The 20,547-nt window shown below is 43.2% G+C and carries 11 protein-coding genes and 1 pseudogene; 9 read left to right on the top strand and 3 right to left on the bottom strand.

Annotated elements, in window-relative coordinates; all coding sequences use genetic code 11:
* Nucleotides 1-126: 126 nt before the first annotated feature.
* A pseudogene (locus M1K58_RS27495) lies at nt 127-426 on the top strand (transposase); the annotation flags it as partial.
* A 216-nt stretch (nt 427-642) separates the two neighbouring features.
* On the opposite strand, the gene M1K58_RS27490 reads toward M1K58_RS27495, so the two are convergent.
* Nucleotides 643-1,626 (bottom strand): quinone oxidoreductase family protein, encoded by a 984-nt coding sequence (locus M1K58_RS27490; RefSeq protein WP_256762180.1) that lies wholly within the window; start codon nt 1,624-1,626, stop codon nt 643-645.
* 204 nt (nt 1,627-1,830) lie between these two features.
* Here M1K58_RS27490 and M1K58_RS27485 point away from each other — a divergent pair, with 204 nt between their 5' ends.
* From M1K58_RS27485 to M1K58_RS27460, 6 genes are all read left to right on the top strand, one after another.
* Nucleotides 1,831-2,367: an RNA polymerase sigma factor gene (locus M1K58_RS27485; protein WP_256762109.1), complete on the top strand. Its 537-nt coding sequence runs from the start codon at nt 1,831-1,833 to the stop codon at nt 2,365-2,367.
* Nucleotides 2,354-3,790, top strand: a complete 1,437-nt coding sequence (locus M1K58_RS27480) for a hypothetical protein (RefSeq protein WP_256762108.1) — start codon at nt 2,354-2,356, stop codon at nt 3,788-3,790. The genes M1K58_RS27485 and M1K58_RS27480 overlap by 14 nt, the downstream gene beginning before the upstream one ends.
* Nucleotides 3,791-4,099: 309 nt before the next feature.
* Nucleotides 4,100-8,464 carry a helix-turn-helix transcriptional regulator gene (locus tag M1K58_RS27475; protein ID WP_256762107.1) on the top strand — a complete coding sequence of 1,455 codons (4,365 nt, stop codon included), beginning with the start codon at nt 4,100-4,102 and terminating at the stop codon, nt 8,462-8,464.
* A gap of 166 nt (nt 8,465-8,630) precedes the next feature.
* A complete protein-coding gene (locus M1K58_RS27470; protein WP_256762105.1) occupies nt 8,631-12,257 on the top strand; it encodes an S-layer homology domain-containing protein in 3,627 nt (1,208 codons plus the stop codon).
* Between the two features lie 201 nt (nt 12,258-12,458).
* A complete protein-coding gene (locus tag M1K58_RS27465; RefSeq protein ID WP_256762103.1) occupies nt 12,459-15,554 on the top strand; it encodes an S-layer homology domain-containing protein in 3,096 nt (1,031 codons plus the stop codon).
* A 109-nt stretch (nt 15,555-15,663) separates the two neighbouring features.
* Nucleotides 15,664-16,287 carry a hypothetical protein gene (locus tag M1K58_RS27460; RefSeq protein ID WP_256762102.1) on the top strand — a complete coding sequence of 208 codons (624 nt, stop codon included), beginning with the start codon at nt 15,664-15,666 and terminating at the stop codon, nt 16,285-16,287.
* 130 nt (nt 16,288-16,417) lie between these two features.
* Here the strand turns inward: M1K58_RS27460 and M1K58_RS27455 are convergent, their stop codons facing one another.
* On the bottom strand, nt 16,418-17,305 hold the full coding sequence (locus M1K58_RS27455; RefSeq protein ID WP_256762101.1) for a fructose bisphosphate aldolase: 888 nt from the start codon (nt 17,303-17,305) through the stop codon (nt 16,418-16,420).
* A 183-nt stretch (nt 17,306-17,488) separates the two neighbouring features.
* Here M1K58_RS27455 and M1K58_RS27450 point away from each other — a divergent pair, with 183 nt between their 5' ends.
* Nucleotides 17,489-17,860: a BlaI/MecI/CopY family transcriptional regulator gene (locus M1K58_RS27450; RefSeq protein WP_256762100.1), complete on the top strand. Its 372-nt coding sequence runs from the start codon at nt 17,489-17,491 to the stop codon at nt 17,858-17,860.
* A complete protein-coding gene (locus tag M1K58_RS27445) occupies nt 17,853-19,742 on the top strand; it encodes a M56 family metallopeptidase (RefSeq protein WP_256762099.1) in 1,890 nt (629 codons plus the stop codon). The genes M1K58_RS27450 and M1K58_RS27445 overlap by 8 nt, the downstream gene beginning before the upstream one ends.
* A gap of 46 nt (nt 19,743-19,788) precedes the next feature.
* Here M1K58_RS27445 and M1K58_RS27440 read toward each other — a convergent pair whose 3' ends face one another.
* Nucleotides 19,789-20,547, bottom strand: coding sequence for an SDR family NAD(P)-dependent oxidoreductase (locus tag M1K58_RS27440; RefSeq protein WP_256762098.1), 759 nt, complete (start codon nt 20,545-20,547; stop codon nt 19,789-19,791).

The following is a 20,547-nucleotide window of genomic DNA, read 5'->3' as shown; positions in this document are numbered from 1 at the left end:
TTTTTAGTGTACCCGACATGGGCTGGCTATACCTTGGTGATGAAAATCGACTTGCATTATCCACTTTCATTTTTAATTAATAAAATATCGATTAAATTAGGCGGTTTTCTAAAAGATTGTTGCTATATGCGGAACTTGTCTGAGGAAGACAAAAGACAGTTGTTTGAAGCGATAAAGAATGATGTGAATGCCGAACCCAGAAAAGTTATTGGGTTATATGAAGGTATTCGTGAAGCTCGTTTTCGGAACGGATTAGCATGTGTTCATTGCGGAAGTCTTCGTGTGAAGCGAAAAGGAACATACCGTGAACGCCAACGATATTTGTGCAAAGATTGCGGAAAAAGCTTCAACGATATAAGCGGAACACCTCTCTCAGGCACACACAATCCAGAGAAGTGGATGCGATATTTTTTGATGATGGTTGAAGATAACTACTTGTTTTGGCATCGGTTCCTTGAACTGAACAAGAAACAAGATGATAAATTAGTATCCAACTCGATACTTTTAGCATCGTGCCATAAACCAAATTTCACTACGACAATCATTCAATGTGGGATAATTTGCATGAAAAAACAAGAATCCAGTAGCATTACACCCGATGCTATTGGATTCTTGTAAGAAGTTCTGTATTACATCTACCGTTTATGAGTTCACAATATACAATAGAACCTTTCCAGTGCTATTCCTGCTTTCGATTAATTGATGTGCTAACGAAGCATCTTTCAAGGGTAATTTTTCACTTATTTTAATCGTAATTTGCCCACTTTCTAACATGCGGAATACTTGTAATGAAGTATCCTTTAATACTTCTGGCTGTTCTTTTCTTGTTGTTCCCAAGCTAAACCCAAGAACAGAACGACAACTTGAATGGAGTTCACTTGTTTGAAGTTGTCCATATTTTCCGCTTGAATTTCCGAATACAACTAAGCGTCCATATTTAGATAGACAATTCATGCTTTGCTCCGTTATTTCTCCACCAATGGAATCCAATATAATATTGACACCCTTACCATCAGTTAATTCATTAACTGTCTGTGAAAAATTTTCATTTGTGTAGCATAACACATGATCTGCTCCAGCTTCTAATGCCACAGAAATCTTTGTTTCATTACCTACAGTTCCAATAATAGTTTTTGCACCTAATGCTCTGGCGACTTGAATAGCTGTTGTTCCCACTCCTCCAGAGGCAGAATGAATGAGAACCTTATCTCTATCTTGTAATTTAGCTACGTCAGCAAGCAGTTTATAGGACAAAAATGAGACAATACCACATGAACCTGCAACGTCAAAACTAATATTATCAGGAATTGCAAAAGTTAAATTTTCATCTGCAATAATGTACTCTGCATACGAACCGTTTTGAGGAAACGCCATTACTCTTTGACCTACAAAAAAGGATGTTACTTCATCTCCAACTTGTTCAATGATACCCGATGCCTCAAGTCCAGGAATAAACGGAAGTTTCCCCTGTCCTTTGTTGCCATATCTCGCTTTAACATCTGCAAAATTAACACTTGTCACCATTACACGAATTAAGACTTGTTTTGAACTTATAGAAGGTATTTCAACATCTACATATTTCATATTATCGGTTGAGCCAAACTGTTCTACAATAATTGCTTTAATATCAACCACCCTCTTGTTTCACTCTATAAAACCACGTTTCATTTATATTTTTAATTATATACTAAATCTGGAGAACAACAAACTTTTGCTTTCTAAAGCAACAATATTTTAGAAAACCGCCTTAAATTAATAATGATGTCACAAAACAGCTCTTTGAACTGTTATAAGGGTACAGTCGACTGATAAATAAAAGGAGGTGAGCTTATGGAGGAAATAGACTTTGGAAAAAGGTTCGTTAATGGCGGAGAAGATGAACTGGAAGAGATAATTAATCTCTATGGTGAAAAACTCCTTCGCTATGCAACGGCGATTCTATGTGATTATCATGAAGCAGAAAATATTGTACAAGAAGTTTTTCTTTCAGCTTATCAAAATCGGAATACTTTTGATGGCAATAACCTTTCCGCATGGTTGTACAAAATTACTTATAATCGCTGTTTAAATCAACTAAAGAAGCGTAAAATCCTATATTTTTATGATATTCGTAGTGAAGTCGTTTTACCAGAGAAGGATAAAGGTTTGAGTGATGAGATGCTTCGTGCCTTACAGAAGCTTAAACCTATGGAACGTGCGCTGCTTTACGGGCGAGTTATGGATGGGCAAAGTTACGAGGAACTATCTTTGCTTACAGGAAGTTCTCCAGCTACACTACGTAAACAATATCAACGAGCCAAAGATAACATAGGTAAATATCTTAATATTGCATATGGTAGAAAGGAGTCTAACTATGGAGAAATTTAATAGGGACGAAAAACATATACATGAAATGTTCTCTCAAATTACGGTTGATGCAAGTAAACTTGCAGAACAGGTTAAAAGCCGATTGCATGAGGGTCATGCTGAAAGGCCAGTTAGACAACGCAAACGGTGGGCAACATCAACAATTGCGGCTATTGCGATATCGTTCGTATTAGTGACGAGTGCGGCTGCTGCATCTTTAGGGAATTTTGATTGGTTCATAGAGAGGTTTAATCCTGATTTCGGTAAGATTGTTGAACCAGTAGGAGTCTATAGTGAGGACAAAGGAATTCGCATGGAGGTTATCGGTGCACAGAAATATGATAATAGGGCGATTATTTACCTATCTCTTCAGGATAGAACAGGTCAAAACCGATTGACGGAACAAACTGAATTTAGAGACGGATTCAATGTAAAAATGCATTCACCAACAAAAGAGGGAGCCGAAAGTGGAGGCCCATCTATATCAGCCAGCATTTCATGGAAACAAAAAATAATTAATTTTAATAAAGATACGAATACCATTTATTACGAGTTTAATATAACGGCTGATCCAAACTCACCCTTAACAGATCCGTTGGAGCTTGGCAGTTTCCTTATTTATTTTAGCGAAAAAGCCTATATAGACGAACCTATTTCCGTATCCCTTACAGGAATTGAAGATGCAAAAACTATTCCTATTGTAGAAGCACAGATTATGGGGAGCAGTAATAGTAATAATGTACCAAGTGACCTCAGTTCATTAACAGAGGCACTTCTGCCAGGGAATTATGCTGCCATGCCCCATGGTGAAAAAGATCAATGGGTTTCAAATATCGGTATTATAGATGGAAAATTGCATGTGCAAATAGGAAAAATTTTAAACAAAGAGTTTGGTCCTAATGATGCCACGCTTTCTCTAAAGAGTCCAGACGGTAATTTAATCTCCCATGATTATAGTTTGTTCTTTCTCAGTGATAAGAAAAATAACCTTCTTACCGATTATGATGGCGCTAAATATAGATATGAAGAATTTGTATTTCCTATAAGCAGCGAAAATCTTAGCAAATACACTCTTTATTTTACGGGTTCCGTTTATTCTGGGGTTGAAGGCAGCTGGAATGTAGCGGCGAATTTAAGTGGTACAACTGCCAATTTCCGTACTTGGAAAAATGATATTTCAGTTGAAGGTCATCTTTTTGAATATATAACCCTCAGTCCTCTAGGATTACAAGTAATCGGTACCTATAAAGGTGAGAATTACATGGCCAGTGATATGCGAATTGAAATTGAAACAGAAGATGTTATTATCCCATTGGAGGGGGGAGGAGGAAGTCAAAACTCTGATAAGCATACCTTCAATTCAAGTTGGGATACGAAAGCACCTTTAGATATTACCAAAGTTAAAGCAATAATTATAAATGGCACTCGAATACCGGCTAAATAACAAGATAATTAAAATAAAAATTTCAACACACTTGTTTAACAAAAGCTCCATTTTGCTAAAGAGGAAACCCTTGATCTTGGATGGATCAAGGGTATTTTAATATTGTAATTTCCTTAACGTTGTAAATCCACATTTTCCTGACGCTACCCTATTGGTGATTTAAAAGAAGGAGAAGTCCACAACATCATTTCCGATATTTGAAAAGTGTTACTTCGTGAGGCTAAGCGGTGGTAGAATAATAACATAAGCGCAGTGGTCTTTCCGACTAGGCAGAGGTTTGACAGGTTTTACATAGAAGGATGGCACATTATGTCACATACCAAAGGTATCATGCTACAGGAATTTCGGAATGAGACTTCAATGGAGGTTATGAGTTTTATACCTTTAGCAATAGCACTAGCTAGTTGGGTACATACAGCTCATCAACAGAGCTCCATCATTGGCGATTTACATCCGTCATGTGTTCAAATTCTACCAGAAATGAAAATAGAGGTTCTAACAGAAAATCGTAAATGGGATTATGCCTATCTTTCTCCGGAGCAAACAGGTAGGATCAATCGTGGACCAGACGAGCGTAGCGATTTGTATACGCTAGGCGTGATCTTCTATGAGATGCTAACGGGAATCCTACCCTATAAGGCACAGAGCAAGGAAGAGTGGGTACATGCTCATCTTGCCGTTGTGCCAAACCCTTTGCAGGAACTGCGTCCAGAGTTGGCGGGTTCGCTCGAGGATATCATTATGAAGCTCTTATCCAAGAGACCAGAAGAGCGTTATCAGAGCGCTTATGGTCTGTTAAGTGATCTGCAAAGATGCTCCTCCTATATAGATAAGAAGCTGGAGATTGAACCTTTTCAGATTGCTTGTGAAGATGAGGTAAGCCGGTTTCGGCTCCCGCAGTGCCTCTTCGGTCGTGATATGGAAAGGGAAACGCTTCGAGACGCTTTCGAACACACGCGCACCGGCGTATCTACGTTCGTCATCGTTAGCGGCAGGGCAGGCAGCGGTAAAACGACATTAATCCAAGAACTTCAAGTCCCGGTAATCAGGGCGGGTGGTCGATTCCTAGCGAGCAAATGTGACCTGTTGAATCGGGCAACTCCCTTTGAACCGATTCTTCAAGCCCTTCGAGGATTGATTCGGCAAGTGTGGAGTGAATCGTCGGAAAGAGTGGTTAATCTGAAGTTACGATTAGCTAAAGACTTAGGCCCTGGAGCAGGTGTTATTGCACAATTTTTACCGGAAGCAGCAACACTGCTCGGTGATTTTCCCGTAGTGGAACAGCTACCACCTGCCGAAGCGGCAACTCGATTTCGCCGCCTATTGCCCCTATTCATTAACATTTTTACGGATAGGGAGCATCCGCTCGTGTTATTCCTTGATGATCTCCAATGGGCTGATCCTGCTACGTTGGATGTCCTTCATCGGATTTCAAATGACCTTACTCTGCATGGTTTATTCGTGGTAGGTGCGTTCCGAGAGGAATCGGCGGATAACAGAGATAACCAAGTCGCTGTAGCGTTATCCATGAATCATGCCTATTCCATAGACCATGATATACCTAAGCCAGTGCAGCATATTGTTCTCGGTCCTCTGTCTTATATTGAGGTAAGACAATTTATGTCGCATATCTTGAATGAGAATACAGCTCGCGTCCGCCTGCTTGCAGAGACGATTTACCATCGAACGGGTGGTAATCCTCTATATTTACATCGATTTGTAGACAACTTATATCGGGAGAAAAAGCTGTATTTCGATGAAAAGCAAGCAAAATGGGCCTGGGCATGGGAAACAGATAAAGTAACAAGAATACCTGAAAACCCTGACATCCTTCATGTGATTGGGAATCGCATTCGCATGCTATCACAGGAAGCGATCGAGCTGCTTGCCATTGCTGCAGCCATCGGGTATCGCTTCCGTCCTTCCTTGGTGGCACGAGTAAGCGGTCGCTCTTTGATGGATACCCATGATCTCCTGCAAACCGTTGAGGAAGAGGGCTTGTTATGTAGAAGCAATGATGCTACCCAAGAAGATACGGACGATGGATATTTTCTATTTCTACATGATCAAGTACAACAGGCTGCTTATATCACTGTTTCTGAATCGGAACGAGCGGGGCTACATCTGAGGATTGGGCGTGTAATGAGCGAGGGCAGGACTGATGTACAGGAGAACTCCATCTACGATGTCGTTTATCACTTGAATCTGGGCTCCGAGAAGATGGTGGATGAGGCGGAGCAAAGTGAGCTGGCTGCTTATAATCTTCAAGCGGGTCTAAAGTCGAAAGCCGCAACGGCATTCACAGCCGCCTCGCAATTTCTGGAGAAGGGCTTGAGCCTTGTCCGGGACGATGAACAGGGAATGAATTCGCTTGCTTATCGTATTCTGCTTGAGCTTCCTGAGTGTGAATATATGTGCGGTCGCGTGGCTGTTGCAGAAGAGCTGATAGAAAGATTAATGGCCCGTACCACGGGAATGGTTGAGCGTACACGTATTTATCAGATTTGGATCGAGATGAACGCCTATTTAAAAAGAGATGAAATCGCCGTGAATATAGGGTTAAGCGCGTTGGAGGAATTCGGCTGGAAACTGCCCATGAACCCTTCTAAGGCAGAGGTTGTGAAGGAAGTAGCGATGACGCGAATCAGCTTGCATAGCATGCGTAATGAGCTAGCGAATTTCTCTTTAAATCGTGATCCTTATTACAAAGCCATATCAGATTTGGTCATGGCAATCTCGACTTCCGTATTTTTAATAAGCTTTGAAATGTCTGCTGTACTGTTCTCAAGATTCGTCCGTTATGGCTTGAAGCATGGCAATAACGAAGCGTTTACTTACATGCTCGCAGCTTATGGCTTAGTCATTCCTAGAATTAGATTGTCGCGCTCCCATGAAGGGCTTGAATTTATCGAAATAGCGAAAAGGCTGTCGTCCTCCATTGAAAGCACGGATCTACAATGCCGGATTCACTATATTAGGGGTCTCGCTAGTCTGCTGGATGATCCAGATAGGGCTGTGGAACATTTTGACCGATCAGTGCAATACGGGATGGAATCTGCTAATTTGACATTTGTTAGCATAGCTATGCTGACGCGTACAACGAACCATATTGGAGATTTGCAATCCTTGTCTACGTGCATCAGTGACTATGAATCCATTTCCCAAGAGCTTGTGGATGACAAAACGCTTAACATATTTCGCATTGCTAGATCTTACGTGGCACAAATGCAGGGCGATGTCGGTGATGATGGACTCGTAGTCATGGAGAAGAGCAATTATTTTAGGGAGATACAGAATAACGAGTTTTATTTTACCTGCACATGCAAGATCGAAATCGCTTATTTGTCAGGACGGTATCAGGAAGCTCTCGAATGGGTAGAGCAAGGCCAATTCAATCATTCACGACAGACTCGTCTTCAATTACGCAAGCAACATATCTATCACTCGCTGACGCTGGCAGCTCTTTATTCAGAGGCACCACCAGATGAAGGAGTGAAGATCCTCCATTTGCTCAAAAAACAACTACGTAACATGACACAATGGTTTGGATTCTATGGACAGGAGTCGTCGGCTTATTTGCTGCTCACAGCAGAACTGTTACGAATCAAGGGTAATCAACTAGCTGCGTTCCAGCATTTCGAGAAAGCTGTTCGGACTGCACGAAGCGAAGGTTACGGGTTAATGGAAGCGATCTGCTGTGAACGTGCATCGATTTACTACAGGGAGATGGGTATGATTACAGCAGCGGATTCACTCCTCGCAGATGCCTGTGCTGCGTATTCAAGTTGGGGAGCTACTGCCAAAGTCAGAAAGTTGAGAGAAACGAATCCTGAGCTTCCAGCATCTCGTGTTCCGTGGCAAGATGACAGGCGGGCGTTCAATAAGACAGATGTACAAGAGGAGTCCGTGCAGCCAACGGTAGCCCATATCATTAACGATGAGATGCTCATCAAGCAAATTTCGGGCTGGTCAAGCCAGTCAGATAGCCAAGATGTGATGAATCGCTTCTTGGATTCGGCGCTTCGTTATTCAGGTGCAGAGAAGGGATTTGTGCTGGATATCCAGGAAGATGGGTTTTCCGTAGAAGCCTGTGCAGGAGGTAGGGATTATCCCGGGGAAGCACCTTCGTACTCGGAAGCAATCGTTCGCTATGTCGTGAACTGTGGGGAGTCGGTCGTGCTGGCAGATGCTTCACGCAGTTCTTATGCGGCTGATCCTTATATTCAGCGGTTCCAACTGCAATCGGTTCTCTGTATGCCTGTATTTTCTCCGGGGAAAGCGTTGCCGTCTGTTCTTTATTTGGAGAATAATTTCATCTCTGGAGTTTTTACCAAGATGAGGCTGGAAGTGCTGGATCTCATGATTACTCGAATGGTTTATTTGAAATCATTGGACGACTTTCGCGAACAGATGATCATGTCCACGGATTCGAGTGGCAGGCTTATGGATGCTCCCGCACCTGATTCACATTCGCTCATAGAATCACTAACCAATCGTGAAATGGAGATTTTGTACGCACTGTCGGATGGTTTATCCAATAAGGAAATCGCATACCGATTCGGGATTACCGAGGCTACAGTCAAAAGCCATATATTCCGTTTATACGGCAAACTCGGAGTGAAACGGCGAGGTCAAGCAATTGCCAAGGCAAGAGAACTGCAATACATGGATTAGGCAGATTTATTGAATAGAGATACTGAGAGCAAACAACCAGGCTTTAAGCTGCCCGGTTGTTTGCTTTTTTGACTTTATTTGCGGAATTACAACTTTAGTTTGACTCTATTTTCATCCATAAGAACTATACTTTGCAATGAACTTAGTTAAAAGGAGTGAGTAATTAATGATGTTGTTAAAAAGAAAGTCAATGTATACTCGAGCGTTGCTTAAAGGATTTATGTTTCGATTATTAGTAGGATTGATGGTGCTTGCTCTGTTCTCATCTGCACAATCATTGCAAGTATCAGCCGCGGCGGATCCACAAGCAGCAGTACCTTATTCAGGGGCTGGAGAGGGTTCGGAACAGGAACCTTATCAGATTGCAACACCTGGTCAGCTCAATGAGGTCAGGAATCATATGGCAAGCGGTACTTATTTCATACTGACTGATCATATTAATTTGGATAGTTATGCAAACTGGGTGCCGATAGGAAATACGAACGATAAATTTGAAGGAAATGTAGATGGCAATGGTTATTCCATTTCGGATTTAGTGATAAGTAGGAGGAGTGAAAATTACATAGGATTATTCGGTAGTGTGGGCGGATCAAGTAAGATTACCCATATGAAGTTGGAGAATGTCAATATTACGGGTAAAAGTTACGTAGGCGGTCTGATCGGTATGAATGAAGGAACAATCATTAACAGTTATGTGACTGGAAATGTAATTGGGGCTCAGCAGACGGGTGGGTTGGTTGGCAAACAAGATAATGGATCAATTAGCGATAGCTTCTCGACGGCGACTGTGAGTGGGAGTGGGAGTGGGATTGAAGATACAGGTGGGTTGGTTGGTAACTCTACAAGTGGATTAATTCTCAACAGCTACGCAACTGGAGCAGTGAACGGAACTCAGGGAGTAGGCGGGTTGGTTGGTATTAGCCAAATGGGAACCATTAGTGAAAGCTATGCGACTGGAATCGTAAACTCAGCTTCCCAAGAAGCGGGTGGATTGGTTGGCAAATCTAACGATACGCAAATTAGAAGCAGCTATGCTAACGGTGGAGTGTTTGGAAGAAATAGTGTGGGGGGACTGGTTGGATTTGAATTTACCGGTTCAATTAGCGACAGCTATGCGACAGGAACCGTACAAGGGGTAAATGCTGTCGGTGGCTTGGTTGGTAATGGTTACGACGATGCGACAATTATTCACAGTTACGCAACAGGATCGGTAAGTGGGAGTGATAGAGTAGGTGGCGTGCTTGGGTATAATCAAGGCATGAAGGTAATGGATAAAAACTTCTACGACAAAACGACTGCGGGTCTGCCTGATACAGGTAATATCGAAGGTAAAATAACCGCAGAAATGAAAATAAAGGCCACTTTCACTAGTTGGGATTCATTGACTTGGTTTTTTGTTCCAAACCAATATCCGCAATTATGGGCTTTTGTTGATTTAGCGCAAGGAACACAAATGGGACAAACGACGATTAACAATGTTGGACCGGGAATGGAGTTTTCGTTTGACGGTGATCACTATTTTCCGATTTATGTTGCTGGTGGCGTTAGTTTCTTTGCTAATGCGGGAGATGAAATCTATGTTCGTATACAAGCTGATCCTTCAAGCTTAAAAATATTGACGGTCGATCTTGCAGACATTCAACCGAACTACGAGCCAACAACAGGAGCATTGGAGCATGGATCGAATATCGGAAAAACGATGTTAACAGGTGTGACAGATTTAATGGAGTACAAAGTAAATACAGGCACGTATCAGGCGATAACAGGAACTAGTGTGGACGATATTGCTGTCCAAGGCGATAAAATTTTCATCCGAGTAAAAGCAACAGAACTTCAACCGGCGTCTGCTGCGCAAATTCTAAGAGTAACTGCTGAGCATGTTAAACCCGCAACTATCACAACAGCAGCTATCGAAGGAGTCACAGTGCCAGTATCGGGGGCAACTCCAGTAACTACGCTTATTGACACAAACGAATACATTGCAACGATCGCTTGGTCACCAGTAGCAACGATTTTTGCTGCAGGCACTGCTTACACAGCAACAATTACAATTATCCCAACAGCAGGCCATACCTTAACGGGTGTAGCTAAAGACTTCTTTACCGTAGCGGGAGCAACAACGACAACGAATGCCGCAGATATAGGCGTAATCACAGCGGTATTCCCAGCGACAGCAGCAGCACCTATTACAATTGCAGCGATCGCTGGAGTAACGGTGCCAGTAAAGGGAGCAACACCGGTATCAACATTAGCGGACACACCAGAATACACAGCAACGATTGCTTGGTCACCAGCAGCAGCAACATTTGCTGCAAGCACGGCCTACACAGCAACGATTACAATCACCCCAACAGCAGGCCATACCTTAACAGGTGTAGTTAAAGACTTCTTTACAGTAGCTGGGGCAACAACCACAACAAATGGTGCTGATTCTGGCGTAATCACAGCGGTATTCCCAACGACAGCAGCAGCACCCATCTCATCATCTGCAATTACTGGAGTAACAGTGCCAGTAAAGGGAGCAACACCGGTAACAACATTAGCGGACACAGCAGAATACACAGCAACGATTGCTTGGTCACCAGTAGCAGCAACATTTGCTGCAAATACGGCGTACACAGCAACGATAACAATTACCCCAACAACAGGCCATACCTTAACAGGTGTAGCTAAAGACTTCTTTACAGTAGCGGGAGCAATAACCACAACAAATGCAGCTAATTCAGGCGTAATCACAGCGGTATTCCCAGCGACAGCGGTAGCACCAAGTGTAGGCGGCGGTGGCGGTGGTAGCTCAACTTCAAATCCAACCGACGGCAAACTAAATCTTTCATCAGGTAAGTCGGGTGAGGTGAGCTTGGCCCAAGAAGTCGTCGTCACGATTCCAGCCTACGCCACCAGCAAAGATTTAAAACTAACGATAGACAAAGTGTTAAATCATCAAAATCTGCTCACGAATAAAGACGTTCTAGCCAGCTCTATTTTCGAGATACTGAAAAATTTCCCGGAGAACTTCAGCAATCCTGTCACATTGACTTTTAAGTTCGATCCGACAAAGCTGAGCAATAAGCAAAGACCGGCTGTCTTCTACTATGACGAAGCAAAGAAGATCTGGGTAGAGGTGACAGGCGGTAAGATAAGTGGCAATCAAATTACCGTTGAGGTTAATCACTTTACGAAATTTGCGGTATTCGTTGTTGGCGAAGAAGCGACAGAAGTACCATCAGACAAACCAACAGACCCGAACCCGACGACTAGCATAAGCGATATCGCTGGACATTGGGCTGAGGCAAATATCAAGCAAGCGGTGAATAGTGGAATCGTAAAAGGCTATACCAGCGGAACATTCAAACCGGATGCGACCGTGACACGCGCGGAGTTTGCTGTGATGCTAATGAATGCGTTGAAGCCGCAAGATGAAGGTGGGGCTTTGACCTTCACGGATACTTCAAAGATCGGAGCTTGGGCACAGAAATCGATCGCTCAAGCGGTACAAGCTGACATTATTAAAGGCAATAGTGATGGCACATTCCGTCCGAATGCAGAAGTAACACGTGCCGAGATGGCTGTGATGATCGCTCGCGCTATGAGCTTGTCCAGTGAAGGGAATTCCGTAACGGGCTTCGCAGACGACAAGAATATTCCAACATGGGCGAAGGGCGCAGTAGCAGCCATGAAGAAACTTAATCTTGTGGAAGGTAAAGGCACCAACCAATTCGATCCGACTGCTCAAGCCACAAGAGCAGAAGCAGTGACGATCCTGCTGAAAATGTTAGCGCAAAAGAACAAATAAACCATCGCGCCGGCATTCCCTTAGTTGGGCTGCTGGAGGTGCTGTATAGGAAATCGAGTAAACCAACGCCGAGTCCCAGATCGGAGTGAACACGATCTGGGCGCTTTGCGCTGTCGAAGTTTGTCATTTTGCCGTCATTGGGGTGGGATATATTTATTATTAGTGTGAAAATGAACTGAAAGTTTTGGAGGAGGAAATAGTATGCGTATGATGTGTAAAAAAGGAATGTCCATCATCTTAGTATTGATGATGGTGATAGGTGGAATGTCGGGACTTCTTACGCCCGAAGGAAAAGCCTATGCTACGGTAAGTTTTGCTGGAGGAACGGGTCAAGCAGGCAATCCTTATCAGATTGCAACGGCTGATCAGCTCAATGAAGTTCGGAATAATCTTAGTTCTGGCATTTATTTTGTTCTGACAGCAGATATTGATTTGTCCAGTTACACAAACTGGGAGCCGATAGGCAGGTCCACACCTTTTTTTGGAAACATTGATGGCAAAGGGTTTAAAATCATGAATCTAACGATTAATAGACCGGAAAATGATTATATCGGGCTTATCGGGAAGACAGCTTCGTCTGCAAGGATTACTAATATCATTTTGGAAAATTTTAATGTAACAGGTAGATATAGTGTAGGTGGTCTGGTAGGTTTCAACTACGCATTAATTAGTAGCAGCTACGCCTCAGGTAGTATAAATGGGAATACTCAGCTGGGAGGCTTGGTTGGTGAGAACTACGGAACAATAAGCAACAGTTACGCCTCAGGAAGTGTGAATGGAAATAATCCGAAGGGCGGCTTAGTTGGGCAGGACTATGTGGCTAATGGACCCATTTATACCTTGCCAATAGACATAGCTGGAGTAACGGCACCAGTAACAGGTGCAACACCAGTGTTGACATTAGATACGTCAGCATATACAGCAACGATTAACTGGTCACAACCGGATACAACTTTTGCTGGAGATACAAAATATACGGCAACAATTACATTAGTACCAAAAAGTAAATATATAGTAGAGGGAGTGCCTGCAAACTTCTTTACAGTAGCAGGAGCAGTAACAACAAATGCGGCTAGTTCAGGTGTTGTAACAGCGGTATTTCCAAAGACAGCAGCAACACCCATCTCATCATCTGCTATTACTGGAGTAACAGCACCAGTAAAGGGTGCAACACCAGTAACAACAATAGCGGACACAGCAGAATACACAGCAACGATAGATTGGTCACCAGTAGCAGCAACATTTGCAGCAAACACGGCATATACAGCAACGATTACAATCACACCGAAAGCCGGATACACTTTAACAGGTGTTTCGAAAGACATCTTTACAGTAGCCGGTGCAACAACGACAACAAATGATGCTGATTCTGGCGTAATTACAGCGGTATTTCCAGCGACAGCGGCAGCACCCATCTCATCATCTGCAATTACTGGAGTAACAGTGCCAGTAAAGGGAGCAACACCGGTAACAACAATAGCGGACACAGCAGAATACACAGCAACGATAGATTGGTCACCAGTAGCAGCAACATTTGCTGCAAACACGGCCTACACAGCAACGATTACAATCACACCGAAAGCGGGATACACGTTAACTGGTATAGCTAAAGACTTCTTTACAGTAGCTGGAGCAACAACGACAACAAATGATGCTGATTCTGGCGTAATTACAGCGGTATTTCCAGCGACAGCGGCAGCACCCATCTCATCATCTGCAATTACTGGAGTAACAGTGCCAGTAAAGGGAGCAACACCGGTAACAACATTAGCGGACACAGCAGAATACACAGCAACGATAGCTTGGTCACCAGTAGCAGCAACATTTGCTGCAAACACGCCCTACACAGCAACGATTACAATTACACCGAAAGCGGGATACACCTTAACAAGTGTAGCTAAAGACTTCTTTACGGTAGCTGGAGCAACAACGACAACAAATGATGCTGATTCTGGCGTAATTACAGCGGTATTTCCAGCGACAGCAGCAGCACCTATCTCATCATCTGCAATTACTGGAGTAACAGTGCCAGTAAAGGGAGCAACACCGGTAACAACATTAGCGGACACAGCAGAATACACAGCAACGATAGCTTGGTCACCAGTAGCAGCAACATTTGCTGCAAACACGCCCTACACAGCAACGATTACAATTACACCGAAAGCGGGATACACCTTAACAAGTGTAGCTAAAGACTTCTTTACGGTAGCTGGAGCAACAACGACAACAAATGATGCTGATTCTGGCGTAATTACAGCGGTATTTCCAGCGACAGCGATAGCATCTAGCGGAGGTGGTGGCTCAACAGCAACCCCAACCCCAACGGATGGTAAAATAAATCTTCCATCAGGTAAACCGGGTGAAGTGAGTTTGGTCAAAGAAGTCATCGTTACGATTCCAGCCAATGCCACCAGCAAAGACTTAAAACTAACGATAGACAAAGTGTTAGATTCTCAAAATCTCTTAACGACTAAAGACGTTCTAGCCAGCTCTATTTTCGAGATACTAAAAAATTTCCCGGAAAACTTCAGCAAGCCTGTCACATTGACTTTTAAGTTCGATCCGACAAAGTTGAGCAATAAACAAAGACCGGCTGTCTTCTACTATGATGAAGTAAAGAAGATCTGGGTAGAGGTGAATGGCGGTAAGATAAGTGGCAATCAAATTACCATTGAGGTCAATCACTTTACGAAGTTTGCGGTATTCGTTGTTGGAGAAGAAGTCAAAGAAGTGCCAACAGAAACAACAAAGCCGACAACGAGCTTAACCGATATTTCTGGACATTGGGCGGAGGCAAATATTAAGAAAGCGGTGAATAGTGGAATCGTCAAGGGCTATTCCGATGCTTCATTCAAGCCGAATGCGACCGTGACTCGCGCGGAATTTGCTGTGATGCTAATGAATGCATTGAAGCCGCAAGTTGAGGGTACGGCATTAACCTTCACGGATACTTCGAAGATCGGGGCATGGGCGCAGAAAGCTGTGGCGCAAGCAGTACAAGCTGACATCATTAAAGGTAATAATGACGGCACATTCCGTCCGAATGCAGAAGTAACACGTGCCGAGATGGCTGTGATGATCGCTCGCGCTATGAGCTTGTCCAGTGAAGGGAATACCGTAACGGGCTTCGCAGACGACAAAAATATTCCAACATGGGCGAAGGGCGCAGTAGCAGCCATGAAGAAACTTAATCTTGTAGAAGGTAAAGGCACCAACCAATTCGATCCGACTGCTCCAGCAACAAGAGCAGAAGCGGTAACGATTTTGCTGAAAATGTTAGCACAACAGAACAGCTAAAGGAGCAAGCACTATTCCTTCGGAAACGATATTTTGGAACCTGAGTTATATAGTGGACTAGACTGTTCAAATGTTCGAATGATATGATAGTTAATGGGTGAAGCAGACGATGAATAACGAGACAACAAACGAAGAAGTTAACAGTAGTCAAGAAACGGATTCCAATGAAAAATGGGCTGAATTGATCAAGGCTGTTCAACATAACGGGCTCGTTAGTTTGAGAACGCATTTTGATCAAGTCGATGTTCAGGTTTTGAACCAGGATATTTACGGTCCTGTATTTGTGTTTCAAGTGAAGGATGATTCGAATAACGAATATGCATGCGGTTTTTTTCTTCGCGAATTGGTCACGCAATTCCAGTCGGGCGGTGATCCGGCAGAATGGATGGCTTCATTTTTCGTAGATTTGATGAAGACCGAAGGAGGAAAACTTCTTCCTAAACCACCTGCAAGCGAAGACGAGGCCAAAGCGCTCATCGACAAGGTGTTGGTCCCGCAATGCATAGAGGCAGTTCAAGCAGAATTCGCGCCGGAGAAGGTTCATGCAGGTCTTGATTGGAACCAAGATCACGGCCCAGTATTCGAAGCTGGATTTCCGGCAATACGGGAAGGCAATAACGTGTGCGCTTTTCCACTTCATCTTTTATTTACACATTTACTGTTGAATCGGGATCCTGCAGACGTCCTTCTACAAGGGTTGTACAAGATCAAGGAAGAACATGGAATGCTATAACCATGATAGAAGACTAACTATCAAACAATGAATTGCGCCTTAGTAAAATACACCCCTTAGAATAGACATTGGAAAACCTCCTTGGGTTGATCCGATGACATTCTAAGGGGTGTTTTTTCAGTTGTTGCGTTTATGTGATGGAGGCTTCATAGATGTCTTTAATGGATTGAGACAGCAGAGTATTAAATTCATCGTCTGTTTGCCCTGCGGTTAGTCCCTGCGATAAGGCACGCGAGAAACTGGCGATCAACCCGTGATTATGTGCCAGCTTTTCATTTGCTTCTAGCTGAGTGTAGCCGCCTGACAAAGCGACAATCCTTATCACATGTGGATCATCCATTAATTCACTGTAGAAATTGTTTTCCGTCGGTATGGAGAGTTTCAACATGACTTTTACATCTTTGCCAAGGGTGGATAATTGTTCGATAAGCTGATCTCTTAATAGCTTTTCCGAAGCAACCTTATCGGCGCTGTGGATATCAACTTCCGGTTCGATAATCGGAACCAGTCCCATCTGCGCAATTTGGTTGCCGAGGGCAAATTGTTGCTCTACGACCTTTTTAATTCCGACTGGATTGGCTTCCTTGATTAGCGAGCGCATTTTGGTCCCGAAGATATTTCGTTCAACGGCCCTCTTCAGAAGGTCGTTTAAACCAGGAATCGGCTTCATGAGCTGAACCCCGTCCTCAAGGTCTGCTAGTCCTTGATCGACCTTAAGAAAAGGTACAACACCTTTCTTCTCCCAAAGATAATCAGCCGTAAATTGCCCGTCTATGGATCGATCCATCGTATTCTCGAATAAGATCGCTCCCAGAATGTACTGGGAATCAAACGCATAACTCTTAATAATCCGCGTTCTCATCTCGTGCACTAATGCATACATCTCTTCCTCAGTGGAATAGCTGTTTTCCTTAACCCCATATTGCAGCAGAGCCTTAGGAGTACTCCCACCGCTTTGGTCCAAGGCGGCAATAAATCCCTTTCCCGTACAGATTCGATCTAATTGTTGTGTATTCATGGATGTTTCTCCTTCCCTTTCGTGGATTGAATGGCATCTAGAATCTTATTAATTATAACACTTCTACGCCGACTCTGATGGGTGCATGAGTTAAGAGTAGGAGTTTTGATGTATTTGCATTTCGTTTCTACAAGCTGTATTATAAAAAACATCATGTAGAAGCGAAAGGAGGGGAACACCGATATGCAAATTACGAAAGCAGAAATGGAGATCATGCAAGTCATATGGGAAAGTGAAGCAAAGATGACAACAAAGGAGATTATGGAACGATTACCGGACAAAAAAACGACGACCATTATCACCCTTGCTGGCAGGTTAATCGACAAAGGTGCTTTGCAATCGGTCAAGCTCGGTCGTTCGCATGCTCATGAATATTGGGCAGCGATAAGCGAGGAAGAGTATCAGAAAATGCAGACGCAAAACTTCGTACGTTCGATTCATAACGGTTCCGCCAAAAGTCTAATTAGCGCCTTGTTTAAGGATGAGAATTTGACGAAGAAGGATATCGAAGAGCTCCGGAATTTCATTAATAGTGAGGCGGACGATCATGATTAAGTGGTTGCTAATGACCTCTCTTACTGGAAGTATTGCAAGCTTGCTCCTCATTGTATTAAGAACAAAAATGGCAGGAAGATTTGGCGGTCGCTCCTTTTATTATGCTTGCTTGCTGGCGTTGCTGCTATTTGTATTACCGTTGCAGGTCAATGTGCCTGCGATTCAGATAAAACCATTTCTAGCCTCTTTTGAAGAGGGACGGAGTATACCTTCACCCGCTATCGAAGAGACAACTGCCGTGGTCGACACACCCATGCCAGATCAAGTGATAATGATGAGCACAAAGACTAACAATGTCATCTTTCCAACTCTATCGATAGACCAATGGGTACTCGGAATATGGATCTTCGGTTGTGTCGCGATGATGTTCCGTTATTTTTTCGGTTATTACCGCTTCAAGAAGCAAGTAATTCGGTCTCACCCAATCGATACTATGGGGAGTCTAAGAGTGGTAGTCAGTGATTATGTTCACTCCCCTATGCTCATAGGATTTTTTAAGCCGCAAATCGTCATTCCCAATACGGAAATCAATGTAGAGGATTACAATCTAGCGTTGCAGCATGAATGGATCCACTACAAGCAGAGAGATGTATGGTTTAAGCTGGTCGCCGTAATGGTTAACTGCCTGCACTGGTTTAATCCGGTTTCTTATCTTGCTTTGGCTAATATAAGTGAAGCTTGTGAATATTCCGTAGATGAGAAAATAACAAAAGGCTTGAAGTCAGCGGAAAAGAGGCGATATAGCGAAATGCTATTACATTTTGCCTCATCCAAGTCACCGGTGCTAAACAGCAGTCTGGCCCTACATAAGAAACAGCTGTATCGGAGGTTTACACTCATTATGAAACGAAATACGGGTAAAGGGAAAGTGGTCTTGGGCTTCATGCTTGTGGTTGTGATTGGAGCCGTATCGGTCTTCTCGTCGTCAGTGGTGTTTGCGAAAAATGCTAAACCGCTTAAGGAGTATGGGGGTGCCATTAAGACCTATTACAATACGAATAAAAAGCTTGAAGAAAATGTACAAGTCACGCTAGGTGATAAGGCAACAATAGCTAAAGTCGGTTGGTCTCATACGGATGCACCTCTCTATATCGATGCAGACGGACTAAAAATCGATTACTTTAACCGGACGGAATCCCAATATCAAATTGTTAAAAGGTGGTTAGAGAAAGAGACAGCTACTGCGAACTTGACTAACAAAACGTTGTCCATTGCAGGGCAGAAGGTAACGGTTGCCTTCAGAGATCAAGCGAAGAATTACATGGATGATAAAGTAATAAACCAAATGATCATCAACCAAATTACTTATGAATTGGACAACCAGAATCCTAAATTGAAGTACGATCACAAAGCGTTTATTCATGAGCTTATTAAGCGGGGAGCTTATGTAATTGAAGAGGTCGTAAGCCCGGAACACTTCACCTATGAACGATCCCGGACACCAAATGGCGGCTTCATCGGGAATAAAAGGTTAACCTCCTATGACAAAAAGGATAAGATTGTGGACATCTTCAACGGAAAAGCGAGTATTCCTAAAATGCTCGATAATGAGGACGCCAATCAGGGAGTGCAACTTGGAGCTGCCTTTGTCATTAAGAGCGGAGAAACTTTAGCGATTAATATTAAGGAGCTAACGGACACAATGCCAACCTTAAGCTTGGCTATCATAGATGAGACAACGGGTGAATTGGTGAAATGGCTTCTCCATGAGAATAGTGGGAGTAGGAATATTTTTACACCTGGGGACAATGAAGGGAACCATTCCTTTAAGGTTATGGCAAGCGGAGAGGAGCAAGACAAAGCAAGGATAGAAATTTATACCTTTAAGACGGGCGAAATGGAAAGCGGGAGTAAATCCAATCTTGACCGTAACCCTAGATAGAAAAAACGACCCCTCGAGGTCGTTTTTTTTAGAATTTACGATTGAGTTATTTAGCTGTAAGGCCACCATCGACAATAAGTCCTGTTCCTGTAATTGCGCTTGAATCATCAGAAGCAAGGAATACAGCTGAATTCGCGATTTCGACGGGTTTAATCGTTCTGCCAATCGGATGGATATCATCAATCATTTTCAACACTTCATCTCTACCGCCATATAGATCACAATGAGCATCGTTAAATGTGGTATCCACCCAACCTGGGCAGATGCAGTTTACACGAATGTTATCTTTAGCAAAATCCAATGCCATCTGTTTGGTCAGCATGAGGATTGCTCCTTTAGAAGCGACATACGCGGATAGACGAGGCTCGGCAACATAGCTATTTCCTGAACCCATGTTGATGATCGATCCTCCGCCATCTTTTTGCATCAATGGAACAACAGCTCTAGATAACAGGAATTGAGATTTCACATTAACGGCAAACGTTCTGTCCCATACCTCTTCAGACACTTCCAGAATGGATCCAGGAATGTTAATTGCGGCATTATTAACGAGGATATCAATACGTCCGTACTTCTCTGCGGTGAAAGCGACTAGGGATTCAACGGAAGAGTTGCTGGATACATCGGTACGGAAAAAGGTAACATCATGACCTAAATCCTGCAAAGCTTGAGCAGATTCAACTCCAGCTTCCATAATATCCGCAAGAACGACTTTAGCTCCCTCTTCTGCAAAACGTCTTGCAATCTCAAAACCAATTCCTCGTGCTGAGCCTGTAACAATGGCAGTTCTATGGTGTAATCTCAT

It is taken from the genome of Cohnella sp. WQ 127256 (assembly GCF_024519285.1).
GTDB lineage: Bacteria > Bacillota > Bacilli > Paenibacillales > Paenibacillaceae > Cohnella.
The sequence above is the reverse complement of the archived record's forward strand: the minus strand, read 5'-3'. Positions and strand labels throughout refer to the sequence as shown.

Coding starts and splice junctions, on each gene's coding strand:
- M1K58_RS27475 (WP_256762107.1), top strand. CDS start 4,100: ATGTCACATACCAAAGGTATCATGCTACAGGAATTTCGGAATGAGACT.
- M1K58_RS27460 (WP_256762102.1), top strand. CDS start 15,664: ATGAATAACGAGACAACAAACGAAGAAGTTAACAGTAGTCAAGAAACG.
- M1K58_RS27480 (WP_256762108.1), top strand. CDS start 2,354: ATGGAGAAATTTAATAGGGACGAAAAACATATACATGAAATGTTCTCT.
- M1K58_RS27470 (WP_256762105.1), top strand. CDS start 8,631: ATGATGTTGTTAAAAAGAAAGTCAATGTATACTCGAGCGTTGCTTAAA.
- M1K58_RS27440 (WP_256762098.1), bottom strand. CDS start 20,547: ATGAGATTACACCATAGAACTGCCATTGTTACAGGCTCAGCACGAGGA.
- M1K58_RS27485 (WP_256762109.1), top strand. CDS start 1,831: ATGGAGGAAATAGACTTTGGAAAAAGGTTCGTTAATGGCGGAGAAGAT.
- M1K58_RS27445 (WP_256762099.1), top strand. CDS start 17,853: ATGATTAAGTGGTTGCTAATGACCTCTCTTACTGGAAGTATTGCAAGC.
- M1K58_RS27450 (WP_256762100.1), top strand. CDS start 17,489: ATGCAAATTACGAAAGCAGAAATGGAGATCATGCAAGTCATATGGGAA.
- M1K58_RS27465 (WP_256762103.1), top strand. CDS start 12,459: ATGCGTATGATGTGTAAAAAAGGAATGTCCATCATCTTAGTATTGATG.
- M1K58_RS27455 (WP_256762101.1), bottom strand. CDS start 17,305: ATGAATACACAACAATTAGATCGAATCTGTACGGGAAAGGGATTTATT.